The organism is Mesorhizobium sp. NZP2077, assembly GCF_013170805.1.
Taxonomy (GTDB): domain Bacteria; phylum Pseudomonadota; class Alphaproteobacteria; order Rhizobiales; family Rhizobiaceae; genus Mesorhizobium.
The window spans coordinates 6,294,658-6,320,484 of sequence record NZ_CP051293.1; the positions used below are offsets into that span (position 1 = coordinate 6,294,658).

Genomic DNA, 25,827 nt, shown 5'->3' on the forward strand with positions numbered 1-25,827 from the left:
GGACGCGTTTTATGATTCACTCCAGGACATGGTTGCCACCGCCCTGGATGCTGTTCCGGACGATATCGGTGCGCTGAGAGCAGCGCTGACCGCGGCGCTGGCCAGAGCCGAAGACGAGACCGCGCGCGCTACGCTGATCGAGGCCGAACTGGCGGTCGCCAGGGCCAAGGCATCGGATGATGCGGCGCTGATCGCACATCAGGGTCTGACGATCCGCAAGTTGCAGCGGGCGCTGCATGGTCAGAGTTCTGAACGCTCAGCCCGCCTGCACGACCAGATGGAGCTCACCTTCGAGGAACTCGAGAGCACGGCGACGGAAGACGAGATCGCCGCCGAACAGGCGGCGGCCCGGACCACTGAGGTGGCACCTTATGTGCGCAAACGACCGGCGCGCCAGCCATTTCCAGAGCATCTGCCGCGCGAACGCGTGGTTGAGCCGGCGCCGACCGCTTGCCACTGCTGCGGCGGTCATCGGCTGCGCAGGCTGGGTGAGGATATCACCGAGACGCTGGAGGTGGTGCCGCGGCAATGGAAGGTGATCCAACACGTGCGGGAGAAGTTCACCTGCCGCGACTGTGAGGCGATCAGCCAGGCACCGGCGCCGTTCCACGCCACCCCGCGCGGCTGGGCTGGCCCCGGCCTGCTGGCGATGATCCTGTTCGAGAAGTTCGGCCAGCATCAGCCGCTCAACCGCCAGGCTGAACGCTATGCCCGCGAAGGCGTGCCGCTCAGCCTGTCGACGCTCGCCGACCAGGTCGGCGCCGGCGCCGCGGTGCTGATGCCGCTGTTCAAGCGGCTCGAAGCCCATGTGCTGGCCGCTTCACGTCTGCACGGCGACGACACGACGGTGCCGGTCCTGGCCAAGGGCAAGACCGATACCGGCCGATTATGGACCTATGTGCGCGATGACCGGCCGTTCGGCGGCGCCGATCCGCCGGCGGTGGTGTTCTACTATTCCCGCGATCGCCGAGGCGAACATCCCGAGGCGCATCTCGCCGGCTGGAGCGGCATTCTGCAGGCCGACGCCTATGGCGGTTATGGTGATCTCTATGCGACGGGCCGTCAGCCGGCGCCTATTCTGGAAGCCAGCTGCTGGGCCCACAGCCGGCGCAAAGTGTTCGAGCTGGCCGATATCGAAGCGGCGGCGCGCAAGAAGGCGCACGGCGAGAAGCCCAACCTGGTCTATCCGCTAGCGGTTGAAGCCGTGAAGCGCATCGATGCCCTGTTCGATATCGAGCGCGCGATCAACGGCCTGTCGCCAGGCCAACGCCACGCCGTGCGCAAAGAGCGGAGCGCGCCGCTGGTCACCGAGCTCGAGCGCTGGATGATCGAGACGCGCGACAAGCTCTCGCGCGGACACGATCTGACCAAGGCCTTCAACTACATGCTGCGTCGCTGGTCGTCCTTCACCCGGTTCCTCGACGATGGGCGGATTTGCCTATCCAACAATGCAGCCGAGCGAGCCCTGCGCGGCATCGCTCTCGGCAGAAAGTCCTGGCTGTTCTGCGGTTCCGATCGCGGCGGACAGCGCGCTGCCGTTCTCTACAGCCTGATCGTCAGCGCCAAGTTGAATGACGTCGACCCTCAGGCCTGGCTCGCCGATATCCTGGCGCGCATCGCAGCCCACCCAGCCCAGCGGATCGATGATTTGCTGCCATGGAATTGGAGATCTGCAAAATTGCGGACCCAACCAGCGGCGGCCTGATCATGCAGCGCAATAAGGTGCATCACGTCTACACCGTCGAACGTGTCGCCAGGGACCTCGGAGTCAGCGAAGCGCTCATCCAGGACCTGACCCTCGGTCTCGAGCCCGAGGACGGCGTCATCTGGGTGTACGGCGCCAACGATGACGACGGGATCTTGGCCTTCACCGATGAAGGCATCGAGGAAGTCAAACTCCTCCTCGAAGAATATCATCGCGTCTCCCCATCGAAAGCTTGACCCAGCACCACGGTGCTCAGGTGCTCAAGCCGCCGGATACGCACGTCTGCGGTCTTCACCGGACGGGTACTCTACCCACGAAAAGAATATCGCGATGGTTACGGTTTTTCCGTCTTGCAGGCGTTCGAGGCGGTAAGCTTCAAATGGATTCTCTTGGTCAGCCAAGGATAAACGCTCCCCTAAATTTAGGAGAATCTTATATAATGATTAACTAAAGTACGGAACGTCCAATGGACATTGGCGGAACCAAAGCGGTTACGTCAGACCTTTGCGTATTGCACGCAAGACTTTGGTCGGTCCAGGGCGGAAGGTGATCAGTACCACATAGGGCCGCAGTTGATCTGGTCAATGCCGGTCGGCTTGAGCAGTGTGAAACGGCAGAACGTTGTTGACCTGGCGCCGCGTCGAGCGGCTCTCCATCTCCCGGTGGACGAGTAGGAGCATCACCATCTCCGCTGTTCCGGCAGGGGCTTTCGACGGCAAGCTCGTAAAAAGAGCGTTAAGTGTCAGATCATCCATTCTGATAATATGGCTTTTGATTGCGTCGATGTGGTCGCCAAGGACATAAAGCAGTTCGGCTGCCTTCTGCATGGTTCCTCCGCACATTTCGACAGCGCCAAATCAGGCGCCGATGAACGGAATCAAAAAGATTCGCGACCTTGTTTCAATTAGACGAAAGGCTGGCTGGGCAGAAAGTAGGGCTCTCTCATCGGAATCTACCGGCGCAGAGAGCCGCGGATTTCTCGTAGTGACTTACCAAGGCTGAAACGGCGCGATCGGCGTCCCCGTCAAGAGCGGCCTCAGCAATAAGGCTGTGTTCCTCCAGGCAGTCGCGAGGTGATACCTCGTCTGACTTTGCCAATATCCTGTAACGGTACAGTTGGTCTGCGAGTTGATCGCTGAAGCGTATGAGCCAGTTGGAGCCACATCCTGCAATTAGTGCGCGGTGGAAAGCTCTGTGATGCTTCTCCCATTCAGGGTCACGTGATGATGGCTTTTCGATTATCTGGCACGATGCGCGGGTCAGCCTATGCAGTGCCAGAACGACCTGCTCCTCCCACTGCACATTCCGCTTGGCAATCGACTGCCGCAGGCCCATCTCCTCGACCCAGCAACGCGTGCGTGTTAGTTCGTCAAGCTCGTTAGCACTTACAGGTTTTACAGAAAAGCCGCGCTGGTCTCGATGATCCAGCAACCCCTCGGTGGCAAGTCGGGTAAGAGCCTCTCTAACGGGCGAGGCTCCAGCCTCATAGTACTCAACCACCCATTCCACGCGCACCTTCGAACCGCTCTTCAGAACTCCATTCAATATATCGTCGCGAAGTTTTACGTAAACGGTGCTTGCAATGGTCTGCGAAGCTGAAAAATCGCTGCCACCTTCTTTTCCGTCTGCTATTCGCATGAATGATTTTCCAACAAGAAAACCGACCTTCATCTAAGTATTATGACGGGAAAATAAGGATATGTACTTTTTCTTCTATTGTCAATATACTTAGTTTTACTGGCGTAGCGGCAAGAAAATGGCCAGCGCTCGGGTCAGCTTTGCGGAAAGGGAACCCGGCACCGGCCATTGCGGGATAGCTCTTTGGGATCATCCCCGCGTTCTAAAGGTACCTTTATATTAGCTTTCTCTCAACTAAGACTTACGTCCTGTCTTGGACGCTATCGCGCAGCTTGAACCCGCGCTTGCAGACTATGCTGAGGGTCAGAGGCAACTTCTGAAGCTTGATCATCTCGTTCCCCTCGCCACACCCAGAGCCTTTCACGTTTTGACGGAAGCGTATCCGGCGTTTTCGAAGTAGTTCTTGGATTCGGCTGCCTCGATGGTTTCGACGAGGTGACCGATGTGACGCTAAGTGTCCTCGACGGTTCGCTTCTGAGCTTGTCGCATCCAGTGTTTGATCTTCGCAAAGGCGTGCTCGATCGGATTGAGGTCCGGAGAGTAGGGTGGCAGGTACCAAAGCCTGGCGCCGGCAGCCTTGATCATCTGCCTGATGGCTGCCGACTTATGACTTCCCAGAATATCCATGACGACAACGTCGCCGGGCTTTGACCTGGCTACCGGAGCCTTTTCCTTGGCGCTGTCGATGCTGACTAGTGTTGGGTTCTGATCCAAAATCGACGACCAGAAATCAACTTTCAAGAGACGACTAGGTTTGCCAGGTCCAAAATCGTCCGTCGAATTATCTCTTCCACCTTCGATCGTTCCTCGCCGGTGATCGGGTAACGTGGCCTTCGGACATGCTCTGGAGCGCCATAGGCCAAGTGTTCGGCAAGCTTGATGTACTGAACCAGCTTGACGTCGGTGTCGAGATGGAAGGCCGGCGTCATCAACCTATACAGCGGCAATGCGGCCTTGAAGTTTCCAGCCCTGGCTTCGTTGAACAGCGCGACGCACTCCGCCGGCCATGCATTGGTCATGCCGGACACCCAGCCGACGACGCCCAGCGCTAGGCTTTCAAGGATAAGATCATCAACGCCGCAGAAGATGTCGAAGCGGTCGCCAAAGGCATTGAACAGGTCGGTCACACGCCGGATGTCGCCGGTCTCCTCCTTGATGGCGACGATGCCGGGCACGTCGACCAGTTCCTTCAGGGTTTCGACATCGACATCCACCTTGTAGGCGATCGGGTTGTTGTAAATCATCACTGGCAGGTCGCTCGCCTCCGCAACGGCCTTGTACCAGGCCACCGTTTCACGGCGGTCCGTACGGTAGGCAAGACTTGGAAAGACCATAAGGCCTTGCGCGCCAAGCTTCTGATAGTTGCGTGCTGCGGCGATGGCATTGTCGGTCGACAGTTCGGCCAGACCTGACAGAAGCGGCACCCTGCCCGCGACAACCTCGCTGGCCGCCGTGACGACGTCGTCGCGCTCTTGCTGGGTCAACGCGGCGTTTTCACCTAGCATCGGCAGGACGATGACGCCCGAGACGCCGTTCTTTATAAGGCGATCAATGCTTACCTGCGTGGCCGGCAGATCGATTGATCCCGATGCCTGCATCTTTGTGGTGGCTGCGGGGAAAACGCCGGTCCAGGACATGTCATGATCTCCTCTTGTTCGCGGACACCTTATCCGCATCGTTGAAATCGAATCGTTAGCTCATCGGTCGCCGTAATCGGCGGCCACGCTTGCGGCAGTGACTTTTTCGTTGCGCAGGTCCGCGGCGATCGCTTGGGGATCTCGCCGTGATGGATCGCCCCAGCCGCCGCCGCCGGCCTGTTCGTGGCGGATCACCGTGTCCTTGACGATCTCCAGTGTCACCTTCGCCGGTAGTACGTGCCAATCGTCGCCTTGCCTGATCAGGTTCCTCGAACTTGCAGCCGGCTGGCCACCGAACAGGCCATAGGGCGGATGCTCATGCCGATCGGCACGCAATTGTAGGATCGCGGTGTCAGCCAGCAGTCGGTATTGCCTGTTCAGTCCAAGTCCGCCGCGGTACTGGCCGGCGCCGCCGGAATCCACGCGCAGGGAATATTCCTCCATCACCAGGGGATAGCGCGCTTCGATGGTCTCTATGGGCAGGTTGGACATGTTCTGGCTTGGGTTGGTTATGCCCTCGATGCCGTCCTTGTCGGACCGGCCGCCCCAGGCGCCATTGATCATGTCGACGAAGACGAACGGTTTGTTCCATGGCCCGCTATAACCACCGATGGCGACCACCGTGTTGCCGCCCTCGCCCGCTGCCATCAACCGCTTCGGTGCGATTTGCGCCAGCGCTCCCATGACCGTGTCGACGACGCGGTAGCCGGTCAGGGCCCGCGCCGCGACTGGGGCCGGCATCTTCGGATTGAGGATCGAACCCTCCGGCGCCGTCACCGTGATGCAGCGATAGACGCCGGCATTGTTGGGCACTTCATGGTCGAGCGCACAGCGTATGCTGAGATAGGTCGAGGATTTGACGAAGGAGAGCGTCGCATTGATCGCGCCTTTCACCTGCGGCGAGGAGCCGGTAAAATCGACGAAGAGATGGTCGCCCTTCACGCTGATCCGGCACACGATCGGGATCGCCGCCGGCGAAAAGCCGTCGCCATCGATGTAGTCGGTGAACGTATAATCACCGTCCGGCCAGCCGGAGATCGCTTTGCGGGTCAGTTCTTCACCATAGTCAAGCAGGCGGTCGAAATAGGCTTCCAGCTCGTCGCCATGGCGCTCCAAAAGCCGCTGCATCTCGCGCTCGCCGATGTTGCAAGTGGCGTATTGCGCGTCGAGGTCGCCGAGCACGAGCTCCGGCAGCCGGACGTTCTTCTCGATGATCTTCAGCAGCGTTTTGTTGGCGATACCGCGATCATAGAGTTTCATCGGCGCGATGCGGAGGCCTTCCTGGAAGATCTCGGTCGAGTCCGAAGCATTCGACCCTGGCACGCGCCCGCCGACGTCGCAGTGGTGGGCGATGACCACGGAAAAGCCGAGCAGTCGTTCATCGGAAAAGATGGGTTTGAACATGAAGATGTCGGGCAGATGCATGCCGCCGTCATAAGGGTCGTTGAGCACGATAACGTCACCGGGGAACAGGTCGTCCCGGAACCGTTCGATGACAACCTCCATCGCGTCGGGCACGGCACCGAGATGCAGCGCTACCGTCTTGGCCTGGCTGAGGATGCGTCCCTTGGCATCGCAGATCGTTACGGAATAATCGAGCACATCGCGCACGATCGGCGAACGCGCCGTGCGCATCACGGCATAGGCCATGTCGTCGACGATGGTGTCGAGCCCCGACTTGATGACGGCGAAGGTGATGGGATCGGTGACGCTCACGAGGCGCCCTCCAGCGTCGCGATGAGACTGCCGGTCGCGTCAGGCTCGACCCGCGCGCCCGGTGGAATGACAATGGTGGTGTCAGCGCCCTCGATGATCGCCGGGCCGACAAGCGTGGCCGCCACTGATTCACGCCTGATAATCGGGGTATCCGTTGTGACAGTGCGCTCGAAATACACCAACCGCTTCTCTTCGCCCGCCGTTGATTGCGTCCTCGGAATTTTCAAGACCGTGAAGTCGAGATGGTCGGAGACACGAGCCTCGGCGCGCAACCTCAACGCCACGGCTTCGATCGCATCAGTTGGCTCATAGCCGTAGGTATCGCGGTACACCGCGATGAAGGCCGTTCGCAACGAAGCGGCGTCGAAAGCGCCGGAAAACGGGATGGAAAGGGATGCGTCCTGCCCGTCGAGCCGCAGATCGACCTGCTCGGAGATGCTCACTGTCGCGGCAGCATATCCTTGCGCGGCCAGCGCCGCTGTAGCGGCAAGGCGCATCTCATGCCTGAGCGCGTCGACCCGCCACTGGTCAAGGCGATCAAGCCTTGCCTGCGCAGACCGCAACTCATGATGTTCAACGCTGCCGGCCAGCATGCCCATGGCTGTGAAAACGCCCGGTGCCGGTGGAAAGACCACGCGCGCAATGCCGAGTGTCCTTGCCAGGTCGCAGGCGTGCACCGGCCCCGAGCCGCCGAAGGCGAGCAACGTCAGCTCGCGCGGGTCGAGGCCGCGCTCGACAGTGACCGCGCGGATGGCGCGCACCATGTTGGCGTTGGCGATCTCGCGGACACCAAAGGCAGCAGCCTCTATGGAAAGGCCGAGCGGACGACCGAGGGTCTCGCCGATCACCGCGCGCGCAGCTTCGACATCGAGTTTCAATGATCCGCCGGCCAGTTGGGGCGGCAAGTAGCCGAGCACGACATTGGCGTCGGTCACCGTTGGCCGTGAACCGCCATGCGAGTAACAAACGGGACCCGGTGCTGCGCCTGCCGAAAGCGGCCCAACTGTCAGCAGGCCAGCGGCGTCGATCGCAGCGATCGAGCCGGCGCCGTTGCCGACTTCCGCCACATCCACAGTCGGCACCCGCATCATGTATCCGCCCGCCTTGATGAAGCGCGACGGCACCGACATGCCGGCACGAAATTCATACTCATGCGTGCGGCTGAGCACGCCGCGATGGACAAGGGCGGCCGACGCCGTCGTTCCGCCCATGTCGAAGGCAACCAGGTTCGGTTCTCCGAGGACGGCGGCAAGACGTTCGGCGCCCACGGCACCGGAGGAGCGTCCAGACGATATGAAGAACACTGGCCTGCGCTGAGCGGTCGCCGAGGCCGAGAGCCCACCATTGGAATTGCCTATCAGCAACGGAGCCTTCACGCCGGCGGCGCGCAGTCTGCTTTCCAGGCGCGCGAGATAGAAGCGCAGCGCCGGCAGCACATAGGCGTTGACGACAGCCGTCGAGGTCCGCTCATATTCACCGGCTTCCGGCAGGACATCGACGGACACTGTGACCGCGATCTCGGGAAAAGCCCGCGAAAACATGCGCGCTGCCGCGCGTTCGTTGTCGGGGTTCGTGTAGGAATTGAGAAAACAGATAGCGACAGACTCGATGCCTTCGTCACGAAAAAACGCACCCGCCGCCAGGATGCCGTTGGTGTCCACTCGTATGCTTATTGAGCCGTCGGCATGGGTGCGTTCCGCCACCTCAAGCCGGTAACGCCTGGCAACCAGCGGCTCCGGCTTGTCCCAGGTCAGGTCGAACATGCCTGGCGTGCGCAGCCGGCCGATCTCGAGCACGTCGCGGAACCCCTTGGTTGTGATCAGCCCAGTGCGCGCGCCAAGCTTCTGCAGCAGCGTGTTCGAACCGACCGTGGTGCCGTGCAATACTTCGGTGAGTGCGGACGTTGGCATGCCGGCGGTGTCAAGAAGTTCGGCCATGCCCGAGATCACAGCATCCTCGGGCGCCAAAGGCGTCGAGCTGACCTTTGCAGAAAAGGTCAAGCCATTGTTTGCAAGCAGCACGAGATCGGTGAAGGTGCCGCCGATGTCGACGCTGAGGCGTCCGGTCAGGGGCATCGGTCGGCTATTTGTCGGATGCAAGCTTGCCGCCGACGGCCCAGTCGTGTTTTTCGAAATCCTCGAACAGAATATCGACGACGTCGGGCGAGCATTTCAGGATGCGGGCGGCTTCGCGCGTGACCACGTCGACGAACTCGCGCTTCTGGTCGATGCTGCGTCCCTTGAGCAGCCTGACATTGATTGTCGGCATGATTCTTCCTTTTGAATTAAAGCCACGCGTTGACGTGCCAAGGCGCAAACTCGTCATCGCCATAGCCCAGCACTTCGCTCTTGGTTGCGTTGCCTGATGCGGAGGCGATCATTTGGCGAAAAATAACCTCGCCCATCTCGTCGATCGAATTGTCGCCATCGAGGATTGTCCCGCAATTGATGTCCATGTCCTCTTCCATGCGCGCGAACATTTCCGAGTTGGTGGCAAGCTTGATCGAGGGCGCGGGCCTGCAGCCGAAGCACGAGCCGCGCCCGGTGGTGAAGGCGATAAGATTGGCGCCGCCAGCTACCTGGCCCGTCGCCGACATCGGATCGAAGCCGGGCGAGTCCATGAACACCAGCCCCCGCTTGTCGATCGGCCGGGCGTAGCCGTAGACCTCGACGAGGTTGGTGGTGCCACCCTTGGCAACCGCCCCCAACGATTTCTCGAGAATGGTCGTCAAGCCGCCCGCCTTGTTGCCGGGGGACGGATTGTTGTCGAAGCCCTGTGGTTCCTTGCTCGTGTAGTCGTCCCACCATTCGAGCAGGCCAATCAGTCTTTCACCGACCTCGTTGCTGACGGCGCGTTCAAGCAGCAGGTTCTCAGCACCGTAGATCTCCGGTGTCTCTGCCAGGATCGCGGTGCCGCCGCAGGCGACGAGACGATCGACAGCCGCACCCAGCGCCGGATTGGCGGAGATGCCTGAAAAACTGTCCGACCCGCCGCATTGAAGCCCGACCATAATCTCGCTCGCCGGGATCCTCTGGCGTCGCCGCATCGACGCCTTCTCCAGCATGGCCTCGACCATCTCGATCCCGCGTGAAATGCTTGAACGCGTGCCGCCGGTTTCCTGCATCACAAGCTTGGCGAGGCTGTCGCCCAGTACAAGCTTTTCTTCCTCGACCAGCTGGTCTATCTGGTTGTCCTCGCAGCCGAGGCCAACCAGAAGCACTCCGGCGAAATTCGGATGCCGCGCATATCCGGCGAGAGTCCGCCGCAACATCGCCATCGACATCGAACCGTCGGCAACGCTGCAGCCGGACTTGTGGGTCAGAGCCACGACGCCGTCTACACCGGGATAAGTCATGAGCCGGGCTGGATCGCGGAAATGATCGGCGATCATCCTTGCCACCAGCGCCGAGCAGTTCACCGAGGTCAGTACGCCGACATAGTTGCGCGTACCTGCCTTGCCGTCGGCGCGCAGATAGCCGTCGAAAGTCGGGATGGCTTGTGGCGATCGCAGCGGTGCGTTCGAGAGCCGCGTGCCGATGGCATGGCCGGCCATCGACGCCTCGAAGCCCATATTGTGCAGGTGGACATGGGCACCGGCCACGATTGGGCCAATTGCCAGACCAATGGGCTGGCCAAGGCGATGGATCACATCGCCTTGGGCCAAGGGCTGAAGGGAAACCTTGTGGCCGAACGGGATTGCGCCGGCTGCCCGTACGCCGAATGGCGGCAACACCTCGCCGGCCTGGATGTCGCGCAGTGCAACCGCAACCTCGTCGCCGGGCATGAGCTGCAGCACCGGTGCTTTTCCATCGACCATCCATAGACTCCCGTTGAAGCAATCAAACACAGTTTTGCTTGATTGTCAGCAATCAGCAGATCTAATTTTGAGCGCGCTTCAGCCGCCATGGCCACGCAACATCGAGAGGGTCTGACCCGTCGTTAATTGTCAGCAATGCAGGTTGCGTGGCAGGGGGTGCCGGAATATGTAGAGGCATCCGTGGCCATGAGTCGGTTGATGACAAAGCTTACAAGTCTCAAGTCGGAAAAGCGGCTGCTCGACCGCCGCGCGGCCGACCTGATCCGTTCTCATATCTTGGAAGGCGTGTTGCCAGCCGGCGAGCGCCTGCTGGAAACGCAGCTTTCCGAAGAGCTTGAGGTCAGCCGCGGCACCGTGCGTTCGGCACTCGCCCAACTGGCTAACGAGGGGCTTGTCCAGCAGGTTGCATTCACCCGCTGGGAAGTGTCCGGCACGTCGACGGTCGATGCCTGGGAGATCTACACGTTACGCGGTGCGCTGGAAGGATTGGGCGCCCGACTTGCGGCGGCTAACATCAGTGAGACGGATGGCGCACGCTTGCGCGGTATCGCTGATGATCTGCTGCACGCCATCCGCGAAGGCCGTTTCCAGGATGCGACGGGCATAGACTTCGACCTGCATACGGCAATCATCGATCTCGCCAGGCACGAACGGCTGGCCGAGCAGCATCGCTTCATCGTCCAGCAGGTCCGCTTCCACATGGTGCAGTCGGGGTTCCTGCCCAATGATTACGAGGAACTGATCGCCGAGCACAAGGCCTTGATCGAGGCGGTCATCGCCGGGGATGCCGACCGCGCCGAAAAGCTCGCGCGCAATCACAACGATGCCGAGGTCAAGCTTCTGGCAAAGTTGCTGAAACAGGGCGGCACTGCCAAGCCGTTTCGCGAAAAGGCCTCCTGAGGTCTCGTTCCGCCGCGCAGCCGGGCTAGGCAGCCGGATCGGCTAACGCGCCGCCAATGCCAAGCGCAGATTGTCGCTGAGGATAATCGTTTCCCCGTCGAAGCCGCTCAAGGCAGAGCGGACAAGCTTGAGGTCGATCTCGGCACTGTGCTGGCGGGAATAACCGTCAAGCGCTGTCGTATCGCCCGGATAGCGTCCTTCGGGATGTTGATATAGGTCCATTCCCGCAATGACGATGCGTTCGGGTTCAAGCGCGGCGGCAATTGCAATCATCAGCGCTCCGTTGGTCGCAATCATCGGTCCGGCGAGATCGGCCACGGGTGGATCGATTTCATCGATAAAGACGTACCCGGCCGATGGCGGCCGCATCGCCCTGAGATGGCGAAGCAGGATGGGGCGCCCCACGACCGCTGTCGGGAACGCTATCAACGGACGCCGCCCGGCACCTGGGAGATCGGGATCGGCCGTAAAGACCATGTCGGGGGCGGTCAGCCAATTTCGTCCACGCCAGTTCCAGTTCACCCGAAACAGCGCGGCATCGCTGAAATCCGCCAGCCTCGGATCCTCCGATGACGGCCCATTGCCCAGGCACACGATCGTGCGCGGTTTGCCAAGCTTCTCGGCGAGCTCGTGCAGTGAGGCGATAGCTGGGCCGCCGAACAGGCCGATCAGGAATGAACCGCGCGACGGCTTCCTCTCCGGTACGGCCAGAGGCGGCAGCAGTGCCGCAAGCATCGTGGGCGTGATGGCCTTGCTGCTGTCGACAAAGCCTGCGGGTGAAAGGCCCGAAAGGGCCGAAGGACCGATAACCAACACCACGCCCAGCCGTCGCAGCCAGCGTTGCCAGGCGACGGAATGCGGAAGGGGCAGGATAAGTTCGTGGGGATAATACTTGCGCATTGCACCGGTCTCGGCGGCGGCCAGCACAAGGCGGTAGTGCGGGTGCTGCCTCAGCGCGGCATCAATGGCCGGGTAGAGCCGGTCAATGTCGCCATGCGTACCGGCCAGCACCACCGTTGGGGAGCCTAGCGGCAGCAGCAGCCCGAACCGCTGCAATTCCTCGGCAAAACCCATCGTTCCGTCCGCGCCATTTCGGCAACATCTACGGTCCTGCCGGCGAAGGCGCAATGCCATGCCGGCAGGACCGCCCCAACGGAAGGGCTCAAGCGTAGTTGACGTAGATAGTCTTCTTCTGGAAATAGGCATCAAGGCCGTATTTGCCGTCCTCACCACCAATGCCGCTGTCGCGGATGCCGGCATGATGGGCATGCACCGCGTCGCCGCCCGGGCGATTGACGTAGATCTCGCCGAACTTCAGCTCACGCACCAGCCGCATGACCCGGCGCATATCCTTGGTGAACACATAGGCCGACAGGCCATAGTTCGATTCATTGGCGAGCCGCAGGCCCTCATCGAAATCGCCAACCCTCATCACCGGCACGACGGGGCCGAAGACCTCGTCCTGCATGATGCGCATCTGGTTGTCGGTGACCGTCATCACCGTCGGCTCATACCAGTGTCCGCGCATGAACTCGCCCTCGGTCAGCCGGCGTCCGCCCGTCAGCACCTCGGCGCCGGCGGCGCGTGCCGTGTCGACCATGCGTTCGACCTTGTCGAGCTCCAGCCCGCTGAATTTTGGCCCGACATCGACCAGGGTGGTTGGGTCGCCGACCTTGAGGGCTTTCACCGCGCGGGTGAATTTTTCCAGGAATTCGTCGGCGACGCGCCGGTGCACATACATGCGTTCGTTGCAGATGCAGATCTGGCCGCAATTCTCGAAACGTGACAGCACGGCCGCGCGCACCGCCGCACCGATATCGGCATCCTCGGCAACGATAAACGGTGCCTTGCCGCCGAGTTCGAGCCGCAGCAGCTTCAGGTCGTCGGCGGCGGCGCGAAAGATCTCCTTACCGGCGCGCACGCTGCCCGTCAGCGTGATGAGGCGCGCGATGGGATGGCGCACCAGCGCGGCGCCGATACCCTCGCCGGTGCCACTGACGACATTGATGACGCCGGGTGGGAACTCGAGCTGCGAGGACAGCTGCGCGATCTCCAGGGCCGAGATCGGCGTGCCTTCATGCGACTTGACGACAATGGTGTTGCCGGCCAGCAGCGCCGGCCCCATCTTGCGGCACATCAGTGCCGCCGGATAGTTCCAGGCGGTCAGGGCGATCACCACCCCATGGGCGACGCGCTGGATCCAGATCTGCTCGTCGGGCATGTCGGAAGGGATGATGTCGCCCGTGATGCGGCGCGCTTCCTCCGCCGCATAGGTAAGATAAAGTGCTGCCCCTTCGATCTCGCCGCGCGCCTCTTGGATCGGCTTGCCCTGTTCGGCAACGACGATGCGGGCTAGACGCTCCCGGTTCTCCAGGATCAGCCGCGCCAGGTCCTTCAGCAATTGCCCGCGTGCAGCCGGCGGCAAGGCTTCCCACCCCGGCTGGGCGGCACGAGCGGCGACCAGCGCGCGATCGGCATCGTCCTCGCCCCCGTTCGGAACGGAGGCGATGATCGCCTGCGTTGCCGGGTTCTCGACATCGATCCATTCCTTGACGGTGGAATCGACCCACTCGCCATTGATGTAGTGGCGATAACGGTCCGTCCCCTTCACGAGCTCTTTCATGGCCGGCATGGCGGAAATCCTGTTTTGAATGTCATCAATGAAAAGTCCCCTGTGGGACATATCCGGCAGCACTTGGCAGCCAGAGCGTGATCTGTGGCATGAAAACCAAAACAAAGAGCGCAACGATCAGAACGAAGAGCAGAACCCACACTTCGCCCAGAATCGTGGCGACCTTGATGCCGGTAATCCCCGAAATAAGAAACACGAGCTGTCCCATCGGTGGTGTGATCAAGCCAATCATCATGTTTACGGTCGACACGACGCCGAAATAGACCGGATCGATGCCAAGTTCGCGCACCGTGGGCATCAGGATGGGGATGACGATCAGCAGCATCAGCAGCGTGTCGAGCAATGCCCCCAGAACCAGAAACAGCACCGTCACCAGCAGCATGAACATCGGTGCGCTGAGATCCATTGACGCGATCCAGGCGCCCAGCTGATCGGGTATCTGCTCGGCGGCAACGACATAGTTCATCAAGACCGCGCCGGCGATGGTGATTGCAACAATCGCAGTCGATCGCGAGGATTCCACCAGGACGTTGAACAGCACCTTCGGCGACAGCGTACGGTACCAGAACAGCGCCAGCAGCAGCGCACAAAACGCGGCCACAGCCGCCGCTTCCGTGGGGGTCACGGCGCCGGAATAGATGCCGCCGAGCAGGATCATCGGCAACAGCAGGGTCGGCGCGGCATCGCGGGTCACCGCGACAGCTTCCTGCAGGCTGGGTTTCGGCTGGGTGGGAAAATTCTGCAGACGCGCCTGTACGGCCACCACGCCCATCATCACCACGGCCAGAAAGATGCCCGGTCCAACGCCGCCCATGAAAAGGTAGCCGATCGATGTATTGGATATGACACCGTAGAGAACCATAGGTATGGATGGCGGGATGATCGGTCCGAGGATCGATGATGCCGCCGTCAGCGCTGCGGCAAAGCCGGGCCGATAGCCGGCTTTGATCATCATATCGATCGATATTTTGCCTGGACCCGCTGCATCCGCCAACGCGCTGCCGCTCATGCCGGCGAAGATGACGCTGGCGACGATGTTGACATGGGCCAGTCCGCCGCGAAACCGGCCGACGAGCAGGTTGGCAAAGCCGAACATTTTGTCGGTCATCTTGCCGGCGTTCATCAGCTCGGCGGCGAAAATGAACAGCGGCACCGCCAGCATCACGAAGTTTCCGTAGATGCCATTGAGGCTCTGGCTCGCCACCAATCCCATGTCGCGTCCGGTGATGACGAAATAGACAATGCCGGAAGCCAGCATGGCGTGCCCAAGCGGCATGCCGGCGAACATCCAGACAAAGAACAGAATGAACATCACCTCGACGGCGAATGACATGAAGAATTCCTAGATATGCTGTTCCCAACCGGGCCTTAGCAATTGCCAAAGCCGCCGCAGCGCACTGACGACAGCGGCAACGAGAAAGATCACAAAACTTCCGAAGACGAACTGCATGGGCAGGTGCAGCAAGGTCGAGTGGCGGGGGCGAAGGAAGAGAAAATAATCGATGGTGCCCGGCAAGGCAGCAATAAACACCAGCGCCAGCGACAGCGTCACGAAGATCGCCAGAGCGCGACGGGGTCGCGGTGGAAACATGCCATACACGACATCGAATACGATGTGTTGCCGCTCACCGATCAGGATATCGCTCGTCCAGAAGACGACCCAGACATAAGCGACGACGCAAAGCTCGTTCGTCCATGATATGGGGGAGTTGAAAACATAACGGGCAGCAATGCCGATCACGAAGCCGGCAAACATCACGGCAAAGGCCGTGACGCTCACCGACTGCGCAAATCGCTTCCAATAGACAGCCAAGGTCGGCACCAGCAGATCTTATGCAGCGCCGATGCGGTCAAGCATTCCCTTTGGCCAATTCTTCGAAAAGTCCGAATTGACGAAGGCATCCAGCACATGTTTTTGGAAGGCGGCCACGTCCGGGGTCGTCACCGTATTGCCATGCGCCTCGAGGAATGCCTTGCCGTCGTTTTCAGTGGCGATGACGCCATCGTCGTTGACCTTCTTGGCTGCATTCTCGGCCGCGAGCACCGCCTTTTTCTCCTCGTCGCTGAGGCCGTCCCAGAAGGCCGTGGGCATGGTGAAGAAGACATTCGCCACCTGATGGCCGGTCAGCACGACCTGCTTCGACACCTCATAGAACTTCGACGCGATGGCATCCGGCAGCGGATTTTCCAGCCCGTCGATCGTGCCGGTCTGCATGGCCAGATAGACTTCCTCGAAGGCCAGCGGCGTTGCGCTCGCGCCAAGCGCGTTGCCAAGGAATTGCCAAGCTTGCGAACCCGGCATACGCAACTTCACGCCCTTGAGATCGGCAGGGACATTGACGGTGCGCGGTGAACGCAAGATGACGTGGCGTGTTCCCAGATACTGGCTCTTGACGATCTGCAGCTTCAGATCGCTCGCCACCTTGGACTTGAATTCCTTGCCGACGTCGCCGTCATAGACCGCGTCCAGGTGCTTGGCATCGCGGAACAGATAGCCGGTGGTGAAGATCGAATATTCCGGAATCAATTCGGCGATGTCGGAAGGCGAGGTCAGCGCCACTTCCAGATTGCCACGCTGCATTGCCTCGATCTCGGAACCTTGGGCAAACAGCGTGCCATTGTAATGCAGCTGCACGTCAAAAGCGCCAGGCATCGACTTGTCGAGTTCGGCCTTGAAAGCCTGCAGCGCCTTGGATTGCCATTCCGTGTCTGGACCGGGCGTCGAGGCGCGGATGACCTTGCCCGCCGCGAAAGCCAGACGCGAGACGAAGGGCGCCGCCAAGACGCCCAGGGCCCCGGCAACCACGGTGCGGCGGCGAACGGCCCGATTGAGAAATGAAGACTCCTGTGTGGTCATGTTCTTCCCCTCCTGCGTCGCTGTTTGGTGCGCTTTTGATGGCGCGCGACCTGACGAGCGGATGTTTTCATTGTCACCGCAAATCGTCAAGCTGAATGTTGACAATAGGCAATCAATCATCATTTGTTGGATTGACGTAGTTTTGCTAACCTCGCGGACACGAGTGAAAGCCGATGAAGACCCAGGTGCCGCCGGCTCTGCCGAAGATCAATTGCTTCATGGTCGCGTCGGCGACCCCGTTGACGGCGGACCTTCATCCCGACGTCGAGATGCTCACCCGGCACATCGAAATGCTGTTTCGTGCTGGATGTGATGGCATCGCGCTTTTTGGCACGACCGGAGAAGGCACGGAGTTTTCAGTCGAAGATCGGACCGAGGGCCTCGATGGCGTCATTGCTGCCGGTGTTGCGCCACAGCGCCTCATCGTATCGGTCGGAGCGCTCTCTATTCCCGATATTGTTCATCTGGCGCAGCATGCGTTGGACCGATCGGTAGACAGTCTTCTTCTGATGCCGCCTTGCGTGTACCGCGGCGGCATCACGGAGGACGGTACCTTTCGCTTCTATGCGACTGTAATCGACCGTATCGGGCGGGCAGACCTCGGACTTTGCCTTTATCATTTCCCTGATATTTGCGGCGTGCCCCTGACACCGCGGGTCATTCGCAGGTTGGACGAGGCCTATCCCGGCCTCATTACCGGCGTAAAGGACAGCGGGGGCGACCTGGATTTCACCGAAGCCCTGATTCGCCGCTTCTCGCATTTGTCGATCTATACCGGCTCGGAAATCCATCTGCCTCAGGCGCTGGCGGCCGGAGCACGTGGTACGATTTGCGGTCTTGGCAACGCGATGCCTAGTCTGATGCGCGCCATGTTTGACGCACCGAACGCTTTTGATCGCCGCAAGGTGGTGCCGTCGCTCCTAAGAGGCGACGCCATCCTTTCGAGGCAGCCTTTCCCGGCGTCGGTTAAGGCCGTGCTCGCGTCGGCAAGTGGCGATGCGGGTTGGAACCGAGTTCTTCCGCCAATGTCGGAGATTACAATGCCCGAGCGAAATTGGCTGCTTCAGGATTTCTTCCGGTGGGAGCGGAACCTGCCGCATGCATGGCAGACCTTTCACGCTGGTGTTCCAGAGGCCGAGTCGCAGATAATCAAAATCCGGCGGGCATAGTTGGCGTGTGCGTAGAGCGCAAAAAAAATCGCGTAAGCTTTCAAGGCATCTCTGGCATTCGGCTGCGACCTCAAAACGCGGGTCGCGGCGAAGCATCGCCGCCACGCGCGCGACGAGTTTCGGTGGCTTCGAAGGTTTGCAAAGATAGTCGACGGCGCCACGATTGAGCGTGTCGACACGGTCGCTGGTGCCTGAGCGAGCCGTCAGGAACATCACCGGGATCGCCAGTTCGGTGTTCGGCGGACAAGATCGAGGAGCTGCACCCCAGCGCCGTCGGGCACCTGCCTGGAGGCGGTCGCGAGGTCGACTTCAATGGCAGGCTTTGAGCCGCATTGTCGACGTGCTCCTTTGGCGCCGTTTAGGGACTGTCCGTTTTGGGGATGGCGAGCCTGGAAAGGGGACCGACGCGTCCAGCGTATCGCGGACTCTTTGCGCCAAGAGCCGGCGTTGATAGTCGCCCGTCAGCGACTTCAAGTCTCGCGCCACAGACCAGCGTCCCAATATGTCGACTGCTCCCATGGGGGTGGCTGATGCAACCACCATGGCCCGTTTCATGGCAAGGGCACATCTAGCCGCCCCGCCACTTGGAAGAACGGTGATTGACGCCGCCAGTTACCCCGCGTTGCTTAGTTGGAATTCGTCGCTAAGCGCGCGCTCGTTGGGATCGATCGGACCCAGGTTCTTCACGACATGGAATCGACCGCCCTGCGCCTGCGCGATGTACATGTTCATGCGAACATGGTGCTGGCCGGGGACCATTTCGGCCGGACCACCCGGTCCCTCGCTGATCCGGGCGTGATCGAGGGCCCGGATGACAGCGTCGCGCTCGACCGTGCCGGCTTCGGTCACCGCCGCCTCCCACATCTTGATCGCCCGGTAGTGGCCGGTGCACCCGCTGCCTGCAGTCAACATGGCACTGCCGGAGAACCGTTCGCCGTAGCGACGCAAGAGCGCGCGGCCAAACGGATCGTCGAGTTCCTGGTAGTAGTCGAGGCAGCTGTAGAGGCCCTCGATCTCCTCGAACGGCACCAGATTGAAGAAGTTCTCGTCGAAGTAGGTGCAGATTATCTTGCCGCCGCGTTTGCCGAAACCGGCCTTGTGCAGCTCTTCGAGGAACGGTGTCAGGCCCGGCGGAACGATGGTATTGAAAACCACGTCGGTGCCGCTCGCCATGATCTGCTGCACCGTCCGCCGGAAATCGACGGTATCCAGCGGAAAATACTCCTCGCCGACGATCTCACCGCCATTGGCGCGCACCACCCGGCTCGCGGCCTTGTTCAGCAAATGGGGCCAGATGTAGTCGGCCGATGGCAGGTAGAACTTTTTCGCCCCGGTGCTCTTCATGAACCATGGGATCAGCGGCTCGACCTGCTGCGCGGGCACGGGACCCGTGCAGAAGATCAGGGGATCGTTTTCCTGTCCCTCATACTGCTCGGTGTAGATGTAGAGCGTCCTGCCCCGCGTAACTGCCTCGCTCTTGATGGCCTGTCGGGTCGAGCTGTAGATGCCGCCGACGACCACATCGACCTTATCGACGTCGATCAGTTTCGCGGTCCTTGCCTTGGCGACGCCGTCGATGGTTTCGCCATCCTCGATGACAAGCTCCAGCGGCCGGCCGAGCAGGCCGCCGCTGGCGTTGATATCGTCGACGAGCATGGTGGTGAGGTTCGCATTTGCGATGCCCATGAAAGACAACGGGCCGGTGAGTTCGGCGATAAGGCCGATCTTGATGGGTTTCGGATCCATTTGATTTCTCCGATTCTGGGGTTGGTCGGGCGCGCCGCCGCCGGGCGGCAGGGCGGCGCGGGGAGCTCAGGCCTCGTATTGGCCGAGGAGCAGTGCCGCCTGCGGCTTGCCGACATGGCCGGCTTCCTGCAGGATCGCGGGCACCTCAGGATCCGACACGAAATTCTTCCAGCCCTCGGCGTCCCAGTCGAAGATCGCCCAGACGCGGTCGGGCTCGCTGGGGTCGCGGAAGACGGTTGCGCCCTTCGAGCCGTGCAGCCGGCGCTTGTCGCCGCCCTTGGTCGAAAAGATGCGGATGAAGTGGTCGACGTCCACCACTTTGGTCGTTGCGAGAAGCATCTGATTTCCTCCTGTCGGTCGCGGCCACCATTGGTCCGTCGACAGGATCACGATGCGCGCCCGCAACCGGGTGCACATGGGGTGGATTCCCTATGCCTGCGTTTCGCCCGGTCGGATAAGGCCGTGCTCGACCGCATAGAGCGCGGCGGCGGCGCGGGTAGTCACGCCGATCTTGGAATAGACACTCTGGATATGGTGGTCTGCGGTCTTGGGCGAGATTTCGAGCTTGCTTGCCGCTTCCTTCACCGTAAGGCCGGCGGCGATCAGCCGCAGCACCTCGATCTCGCGTGGCGTCATGCCAGCAAGCGCCCTCGGCAGCGCTCGGCGCGACGGCAGCCCCGAGAAGGACAACACGGCCTCGGCGGCGTCAGGGCAGATGCAACCGGCACGCACAGCGGCGCGCAGCTGTGTCGCCGCCGCCTCGCTGGACAGCGCCTTGCGGTGCGGACGTTCCTCGCGCGACGTCTGGAACGTTTCCGCAGCGGCCAGGATCCGTGCCGCCGGGGACAGATCGGAGCCGCCGACCTTGCGGTGATAGCCCGAGCCATCCAGGCGTTCGTGATGGCGAAGCACGAGGGCGGCCATCGCATCTCCCTCGCGGCCGAACGAGGCCAGCGCGCGTTCGCCGTAGTAGGCATGCAGCTGTGCAGCGTCGCGCTCGCGCACCGATAGCGGACCATTGCGCATCCAGGTCGCCACCGGCACCACCAGTTCGCCAATGTCGTGGATACAGCCCGACCAGCGCAGCGCGCGAAGGTCGGTGGCGGGCAGCTTCATTTGTCCCCCGGCTCCCTCGGCCAGTTGCGCCACCATCCGTGAATGGCCGTAGGTAAGCGGCATGCGCATGTCGATCATGTCGGCGATGGTGAGGAATGCCTCATCGCAGGCTGCCTCGTCCAGCGTCACCGGCGGATCGGGCTCGAGCGCCAGGATCGTCTCGCGGTCAACAGTCGCGCCGATGCCATCCATCAAGGCCGCCGCATTGGACGAGACGAGTTGAGCCAGTCCGGCTTCGTATGGGCCATCGGCGCGGCTGGCAATGGTTTCGGCCATCCCTTCGATACCGACCGCATCGCAGAGTGCGATAGCATCCTGCGCCATTGTGATCAGGCGTACGGCTGGCAGTACGTCCTCGCCGCTCAGCCCACGCGGTAGGCCCTTGCCGTCCCAACGTTCGTAGATTTGACCGAGATTGCGCCGGATCTCGTCCGACAGGCCGAGCCGCTCGCCTATCCGCTGCGCGACCTCGCAATGCGCTGTGAGCACCGGGCGCGCCACCGCGAGCGCCTGCGACATCGCGGCCTCAATCGCCCTGGCCTGCGCGTCAGGCTCAAGATCGTAGTAGAACCGCTTGAAGGCCTGCACGAAGACCTTGCCCAGTTCGGCACGATTGCCCATGTCGAGACCGACAAGGTCCTGGCGGAGCGCGATTTCGTCACCGAAGGTGGCCGACAGAAGGTCCGTGTCGGCATTGCAGCCGACATAGCGCAGCATCGACTGGTGGTAGGCATTGCGCCGAACCTCATCCGAAACACCCGCAAGCTCGGCGATCCGCATCGCAAGCACACAGGATTTGAGCGCGAAATCGCGAGAATGGCCGGTGGCAAGGTCCGAAGCATAGGCCAGGACCATCATGAAGTCCGCCCGGCGTATCGAGACGCCTGTCATCGCCCACCTCCAGTGAGCCCCATGCTAGCCCCGTGTGCCGTCAATACCTAGGGGAAAAATCTCAAGCCGGATGTGGATCCTGCAAGAAACAGAGCGTCCTGTTTTGGGCCGGAAGCGAACTTGCGGCTTGGAGGCTTGGAATGTGAGAAGCGGACGTTCAGGCGCCCCTTGCATCGACGCGATCTGACCCATTCTCGGAAGTCGGGCCGGATAGACTGTAGGCCAGAGTACCAATACAATCCCAGGTGCCGGGCTTTCTGAAAGTACTCAACCCACATGGCCGAGATTCGAACCCAACGCCGCCTTGCCGCGATTCTGGCTGCTGATGTCGTTGGCTTTTCGCGCCTCATGGAGCACGACGAGGCTGGCACACTGGCCGCTCTCAAAGCGCGGCGGCGCGATGTTCTGGTTCCAGTGGTTGCCCAGCACCACGGCCGCGTGGTCAAGGTGATGGGCGACGGTGTGCTGGTGGAATTTGGCAGTGCGGTTGATGCCGTCCAATGCGCCGTCGAATTACAGAAGGGTTTTGCCAGGGCCAACGAGAGCATGGCGGAGGCCTACCGCATCGTCCTGCGTATCGGCATCAATCTGGGCGACGTCATCGTCGAGGGCAGTGATCTCTATGGCGACGGTGTCAACGTGGCCGCCCGGCTGGAGGGTCTGGCTGAGCCCGGCGGCATCTACGTCTCCGCCACCGTGCACGATCATGTCACCGGCAAGCTGGCATTGGCGTTCGATGATCTGGGCGAGCACATACTCAAGAACATTGCAAAGCCAGTGCGGGTTTATCGCGCCGGAACAGGCGGGACCGGCAGACCTGCGCCGCAGCCCGCGGCTGCACTCCCGAAAAAACCCTCGATTGCGGTCCTGCCCTTTGCGAATATGAGCGGAGATCCCGAGCAGGAGTACTTTTCCGACGGCATCACCGAGGACATTATCACCGACCTTTCGAAAGCGTCCGGACTCTCCGTCGTCGCGCGCAATACCGTCTTTACCTTCAAGGGCAAGGCGGTATTGATCGAGGAGGTGGCGAAGAAACTGAATGTCGCCTACGTCCTGGAAGGAAGTGTACGCAAGGCTGGAGGGCGGGTGCGTATCACGGCTCAGCTAATCAATGGTCGTGGCGGTGACCATATCTGGGCCGAGCGGTATGACCGGACGCTGGACGATATCTTTGCCCTTCAGGACGAGATATCCAAAAGCATAGTCGACGTGCTCAAAGTGAAGCTGTTGCCCGAAGAACTGGCGACAATTACAAACCGCTCGACCGACAACCCCGAGGCTTACGAGACGCTTTTGATGGGCAGGTCGTTCCTCAATAGGGGAGTCGAGACCAAGTTTATCAAAACAGCGCAGCGACTGTTTGCCAGAGCTGTTGAAATTGACCCAAATTATGCGCGCGCTTATGCCGCTTTGGCTGATTGTGAGTGGCTTCTGTTGACTTGCAACGATCCCGACGCCAGCTTCGAGGCAGTCCTTTCCAACAGCTCACGGGCGCTCGAACTTGAGCCAGGTCTCGCCGACGCCCACGCATCACGTGGCGGGGCCTTGTTCGTAAATGGCCGGTATGCCGAGGCGGGAGTGGAGTTCGAGCGAGCTTTGGAGTTAGACGCCAGTTCTTCCGATACCTATTTCGCTTACGGCCGGAATTGTTTCATTCAAGGTCAATACGAGAATGCAGCCGCACTGTACGAGCGTGCTGTATCCCTGTCACCCGATGACTATCGGGTCTGGGTCAATCTAGGGATGGTCTATGTTTCACTTGGTCGCAGCGACGACGCCAAGGAAGCAGCAAGGCAAGGTGTGCTTGGAGTGGAAAAGGAAGTCAAAGCACATCCCGACAATGCCACCGCGCTATGTTACGGCGCCGCAATGCTGGCGGAAATTGGCGAGATTGAACGCGCGCTGTCGTGGGCTTCCCGTGCTGAAATGTTCGCCGGAGACAACATTGCGGTTCAGTACAACATAGGCTGTTTTTATGCGAAGCTGGGCAAGACGGAGCAGGCTATCGGTTGCCTGGAACGTCAGCTAACTGCATCACATGCCTACCTCATTTTGCGCATGCCTTGGATGCGTCAGGATAGTGACCTCGACTCGCTCCGCGCTCATCCCCGTTATGTCGCGCTTGTCAATCGGATAGAGGCCCAAATAGGCGCGACTGGTGCTCGAATATCAGCAAGCCACGAGGAGAGTGAAGTAACAACCCTGAATATGAAGCCCAGAAAATGAGCTGGTTGAGGGCAGGTCCGTTCATGGCGCAACTACGCCCTCAAGCGCCGTCGCCGGTAGTGTCCGCTGTAAGGCGGTGGCACAACTAACTCTGACGGCCGACTTGAGGCGCATTGCTGACCGGCAGATTTTGGGCCGTGAACGGACTGGCGGCTTTTCGGGGGCGACGCCCGGAAACCAGGCTTGAGTTTGCGTTCGAGCCAGCAACAAAATCCGATCTCGTCAGACGCGAGACCCAATCGGAGCGGCGATCGAAGCCAAATGCCAGGCTATCGGCGCGCTTTTGTAGAGTGTGAAGATTCGGTCAGTGGCTACTTCTAGGGAACGGCGCAAACGCCTGGACCAGATTGTCTGCCTTAGCTGGGGGCGCTTATTTGGAGCCGGAAAGCGTTGCCGGTGGCGACCCGGCTCACGCCGCGATTTCCTCCCGTGCAGAGACCAGCATTGCACGGCCAGCCGACGCGCGCCTTAGGGCAATCCGCAAGCACCACCGCCTGTTTACCGGGTCGACCGACCGGAGCTTTCCCAATGGGCCATTCAAGCGGGCCAAAGGCCGTTACGAAAGCTGCGGCCGGCCACAAAGCAAAACCGTTGCCCATCTCGGTGACGGCCGCTGGTGGGACGAAGAAGCCGTTGTTTGGCGATCTGGCGCGGGCAAAGCCTTGCCTGACCTTCCTCCCCTTCTTGAGTGCTCGGAACCGATCCTGCACACCACGGTGGCCTGGCCGCCGCACACATCGACCACGATCTGTCGAACAACGCGCCAAGGAACCTGCGCGCATTCTGCCAGCGGTGCCACATGCTGCAGGACAAGCCGGAGCAGCTCCGGCAGCGGGACCTCACCTACAAGAAGCGGCGGGCAGTGGGAGACCTGTTCGGCGGCCGTTACGAATAGACAGCCCGCACGCCTCCACAGGTCCCGCCCGGCTCCAACGCGCGCCCCGACCGGGCGCTTACCATTCAGACCGCCCGCCAACCGGTATTCCCAGGCGGGCTTGAAACGCTAGAGCATGCCGGCGGGCTTGTCGTAATCGTCGGGCTGCCGCGTTTCACATGCGACAGCGTCCCGCCGCTAGCGGCAGGTGGTTGGTAATAGGCGCTAGCTTCAAACGTCCGGAGGTCCATTTCGTTTCCGCTCAAATACAATGACATTGGCACAAAGAGGGTCACGTCACAGAGTTATATTCACCACGACTTAGCTTTCACCAAGACCAGAAAGATGAGTAAGTGAGTGACGAGTACGACGGGAGCGTAGAAAATATAGATATACCAAAAAGTGCCCAAGTCGTAGCTCGGTAAGTTTATTTGCAGAAGACCGCGTACTCCGATCACTAGGTCTACGAATCCCCACGTGTTGGTTACCCACACGAGAGGAATAGCGGCTCGCCAATTGGCACGCAGGAGAAAGATGCAAGTGAGCGCGAGGCCTGCTTCCAGGAGGTCGCCGTAGGCGGCGCCGGAAAGAAAGGCGGACGGCAGTTTTGAATCGACCATGCCCGGAACGAGCAGTGTCATGCCCACGTATCTCGGCACATGCGCAAAGAGCAGGATGGTTAGAGCAGATTTAAGGGGAAGCTTGGTTAGTGCGGGCCAAACATACCAAACCGCTATGACAGTCAAGACGAATACACTTGCGGCAAGCTGCATCCAGAAAATCGAAACGTTATTCATCGGTCATCTCTCTCAATGGTTTACTGGCCGCACATCCCCGGCACTCCTGAATCCAGATACGAACTAAAATGCCGGCGCTGGCAGCGCCGCTAAACAGCTATCG

Annotated in this window: 21 protein-coding genes and 1 pseudogene; 5 read left to right on the forward strand and 17 right to left on the reverse strand. The window is 60.8% G+C overall.

Annotated features, from left to right (window positions below):
• Positions 1 to 28: 28 nt before the first annotated feature.
• Both HGP13_RS31130 and HGP13_RS31135 read left to right on the forward strand, forming a co-directional pair.
• Positions 29 to 1,705: an IS66 family transposase gene (locus tag HGP13_RS31130; protein ID WP_172223785.1), complete on the forward strand. Its 1,677-nt coding sequence runs from the start codon at positions 29 to 31 to the stop codon at positions 1,703 to 1,705.
• Positions 1,657 to 1,941, forward strand: a complete 285-nt coding sequence (locus tag HGP13_RS31135) for a hypothetical protein (protein WP_348647072.1) — start codon at positions 1,657 to 1,659, stop codon at positions 1,939 to 1,941. Before HGP13_RS31130 ends, HGP13_RS31135 begins: the two co-directional genes overlap by 49 nt.
• A 345-nt stretch (positions 1,942 to 2,286) precedes the next feature.
• Here the strand turns inward: HGP13_RS31135 and HGP13_RS31140 are convergent, their stop codons facing one another.
• From HGP13_RS31140 to HGP13_RS31175, 8 genes and pseudogenes are all read right to left on the reverse strand, one after another.
• Entirely contained in the window at positions 2,287 to 2,532 is a 246-nt protein-coding gene (locus HGP13_RS31140) for a hypothetical protein (RefSeq protein ID WP_172233143.1), read from the reverse strand.
• A gap of 115 nt (positions 2,533 to 2,647) precedes the next feature.
• Complete coding sequence (locus HGP13_RS31145) at positions 2,648 to 3,376, reverse strand: GntR family transcriptional regulator (protein WP_348647107.1); 729 nt, start codon at positions 3,374 to 3,376, stop codon at positions 2,648 to 2,650.
• A gap of 327 nt (positions 3,377 to 3,703) precedes the next feature.
• A pseudogene (locus tag HGP13_RS31150) lies at positions 3,704 to 3,991 on the reverse strand (transposase); the annotation flags it as partial.
• An 89-nt stretch (positions 3,992 to 4,080) separates the two neighbouring features.
• On the reverse strand, positions 4,081 to 4,980 hold the full coding sequence (locus HGP13_RS31155) for a dihydrodipicolinate synthase family protein (RefSeq protein WP_172233146.1): 900 nt from the start codon (positions 4,978 to 4,980) through the stop codon (positions 4,081 to 4,083).
• Between the two features lie 60 nt (positions 4,981 to 5,040).
• A complete protein-coding gene (locus HGP13_RS31160; protein ID WP_172233149.1) occupies positions 5,041 to 6,696 on the reverse strand; it encodes a hydantoinase B/oxoprolinase family protein in 1,656 nt (551 codons plus the stop codon).
• The gene (locus HGP13_RS31165; RefSeq protein ID WP_172233152.1) at positions 6,693 to 8,771 is read right to left on the reverse strand and encodes a hydantoinase/oxoprolinase family protein; all 2,079 of its coding nucleotides are present in this window, start codon (positions 8,769 to 8,771) and stop codon (positions 6,693 to 6,695) included. The genes HGP13_RS31160 and HGP13_RS31165 overlap by 4 nt, the downstream gene beginning before the upstream one ends.
• Before the next feature lie 7 nt (positions 8,772 to 8,778).
• On the reverse strand, positions 8,779 to 8,964 hold the full coding sequence (locus HGP13_RS31170; protein ID WP_172233155.1) for a 4-oxalocrotonate tautomerase: 186 nt from the start codon (positions 8,962 to 8,964) through the stop codon (positions 8,779 to 8,781).
• 16 nt (positions 8,965 to 8,980) lie between these two features.
• A complete protein-coding gene (locus HGP13_RS31175) occupies positions 8,981 to 10,513 on the reverse strand; it encodes an altronate dehydratase family protein (protein WP_172233158.1) in 1,533 nt (510 codons plus the stop codon).
• A gap of 198 nt (positions 10,514 to 10,711) precedes the next feature.
• Between HGP13_RS31175 and HGP13_RS31180 the strand changes: the two genes are divergently transcribed.
• Positions 10,712 to 11,413 carry a GntR family transcriptional regulator gene (locus HGP13_RS31180; RefSeq protein ID WP_172233161.1) on the forward strand — a complete coding sequence of 234 codons (702 nt, stop codon included), beginning with the start codon at positions 10,712 to 10,714 and terminating at the stop codon, positions 11,411 to 11,413.
• A 42-nt stretch (positions 11,414 to 11,455) separates the two neighbouring features.
• On the opposite strand, the gene HGP13_RS31185 is transcribed toward HGP13_RS31180, so the two are convergent.
• From HGP13_RS31185 to dctP, 5 genes are all read right to left on the reverse strand, one after another.
• Positions 11,456 to 12,487, reverse strand: coding sequence for a hypothetical protein (locus tag HGP13_RS31185; RefSeq protein ID WP_172233164.1), 1,032 nt, complete (start codon positions 12,485 to 12,487; stop codon positions 11,456 to 11,458).
• 88 nt (positions 12,488 to 12,575) lie between these two features.
• Positions 12,576 to 14,045 (reverse strand): aldehyde dehydrogenase, encoded by a 1,470-nt coding sequence (gene aldA, locus HGP13_RS31190; protein WP_210266334.1) that lies wholly within the window; start codon positions 14,043 to 14,045, stop codon positions 12,576 to 12,578.
• A 25-nt stretch (positions 14,046 to 14,070) separates the two neighbouring features.
• On the reverse strand, positions 14,071 to 15,378 hold the full coding sequence (locus HGP13_RS31195) for a TRAP transporter large permease (RefSeq protein WP_172233167.1): 1,308 nt from the start codon (positions 15,376 to 15,378) through the stop codon (positions 14,071 to 14,073).
• Positions 15,379 to 15,387: 9 nt separating this feature from the next.
• Positions 15,388 to 15,858, reverse strand: a complete 471-nt coding sequence (locus HGP13_RS31200; RefSeq protein WP_172233170.1) for a TRAP transporter small permease — start codon at positions 15,856 to 15,858, stop codon at positions 15,388 to 15,390.
• 18 nt (positions 15,859 to 15,876) lie between these two features.
• Positions 15,877 to 16,902, reverse strand: coding sequence for a TRAP transporter substrate-binding protein DctP (dctP, locus tag HGP13_RS31205; RefSeq protein ID WP_172233173.1), 1,026 nt, complete (start codon positions 16,900 to 16,902; stop codon positions 15,877 to 15,879).
• Between the two features lie 173 nt (positions 16,903 to 17,075).
• On the opposite strand from dctP, the gene HGP13_RS31210 reads away from it, so the two are divergent.
• A complete protein-coding gene (locus HGP13_RS31210; protein ID WP_172233176.1) occupies positions 17,076 to 18,071 on the forward strand; it encodes a dihydrodipicolinate synthase family protein in 996 nt (331 codons plus the stop codon).
• Positions 18,072 to 18,683: 612 nt separating this feature from the next.
• Here the strand turns inward: HGP13_RS31210 and HGP13_RS31215 are convergent.
• The 3 genes from HGP13_RS31215 to HGP13_RS31225 all read right to left on the reverse strand — a co-directional run bounded on the left by HGP13_RS31215 (position 18,684) and on the right by HGP13_RS31225 (position 21,824).
• Entirely contained in the window at positions 18,684 to 19,817 is a 1,134-nt protein-coding gene (locus tag HGP13_RS31215) for a substrate-binding protein (RefSeq protein WP_172233179.1), read from the reverse strand.
• A gap of 66 nt (positions 19,818 to 19,883) precedes the next feature.
• The gene (locus tag HGP13_RS31220; protein WP_172233182.1) at positions 19,884 to 20,156 is read right to left on the reverse strand and encodes a hypothetical protein; all 273 of its coding nucleotides are present in this window, start codon (positions 20,154 to 20,156) and stop codon (positions 19,884 to 19,886) included.
• Between the two features lie 90 nt (positions 20,157 to 20,246).
• The gene (locus HGP13_RS31225; protein WP_172233185.1) at positions 20,247 to 21,824 is read right to left on the reverse strand and encodes an HD domain-containing phosphohydrolase; all 1,578 of its coding nucleotides are present in this window, start codon (positions 21,822 to 21,824) and stop codon (positions 20,247 to 20,249) included.
• Positions 21,825 to 22,100: 276 nt separating this feature from the next.
• Between HGP13_RS31225 and HGP13_RS31230 the strand changes: the two genes are divergently transcribed.
• Positions 22,101 to 24,053, forward strand: coding sequence for an adenylate/guanylate cyclase domain-containing protein (locus HGP13_RS31230; RefSeq protein WP_172233188.1), 1,953 nt, complete (start codon positions 22,101 to 22,103; stop codon positions 24,051 to 24,053).
• A 1,185-nt stretch (positions 24,054 to 25,238) separates the two neighbouring features.
• Here HGP13_RS31230 and HGP13_RS31235 read toward each other — a convergent pair.
• The gene (locus tag HGP13_RS31235) at positions 25,239 to 25,724 is read right to left on the reverse strand and encodes a hypothetical protein (protein ID WP_172233191.1); all 486 of its coding nucleotides are present in this window, start codon (positions 25,722 to 25,724) and stop codon (positions 25,239 to 25,241) included.
• Positions 25,725 to 25,827: the final 103 nt, after the last annotated feature.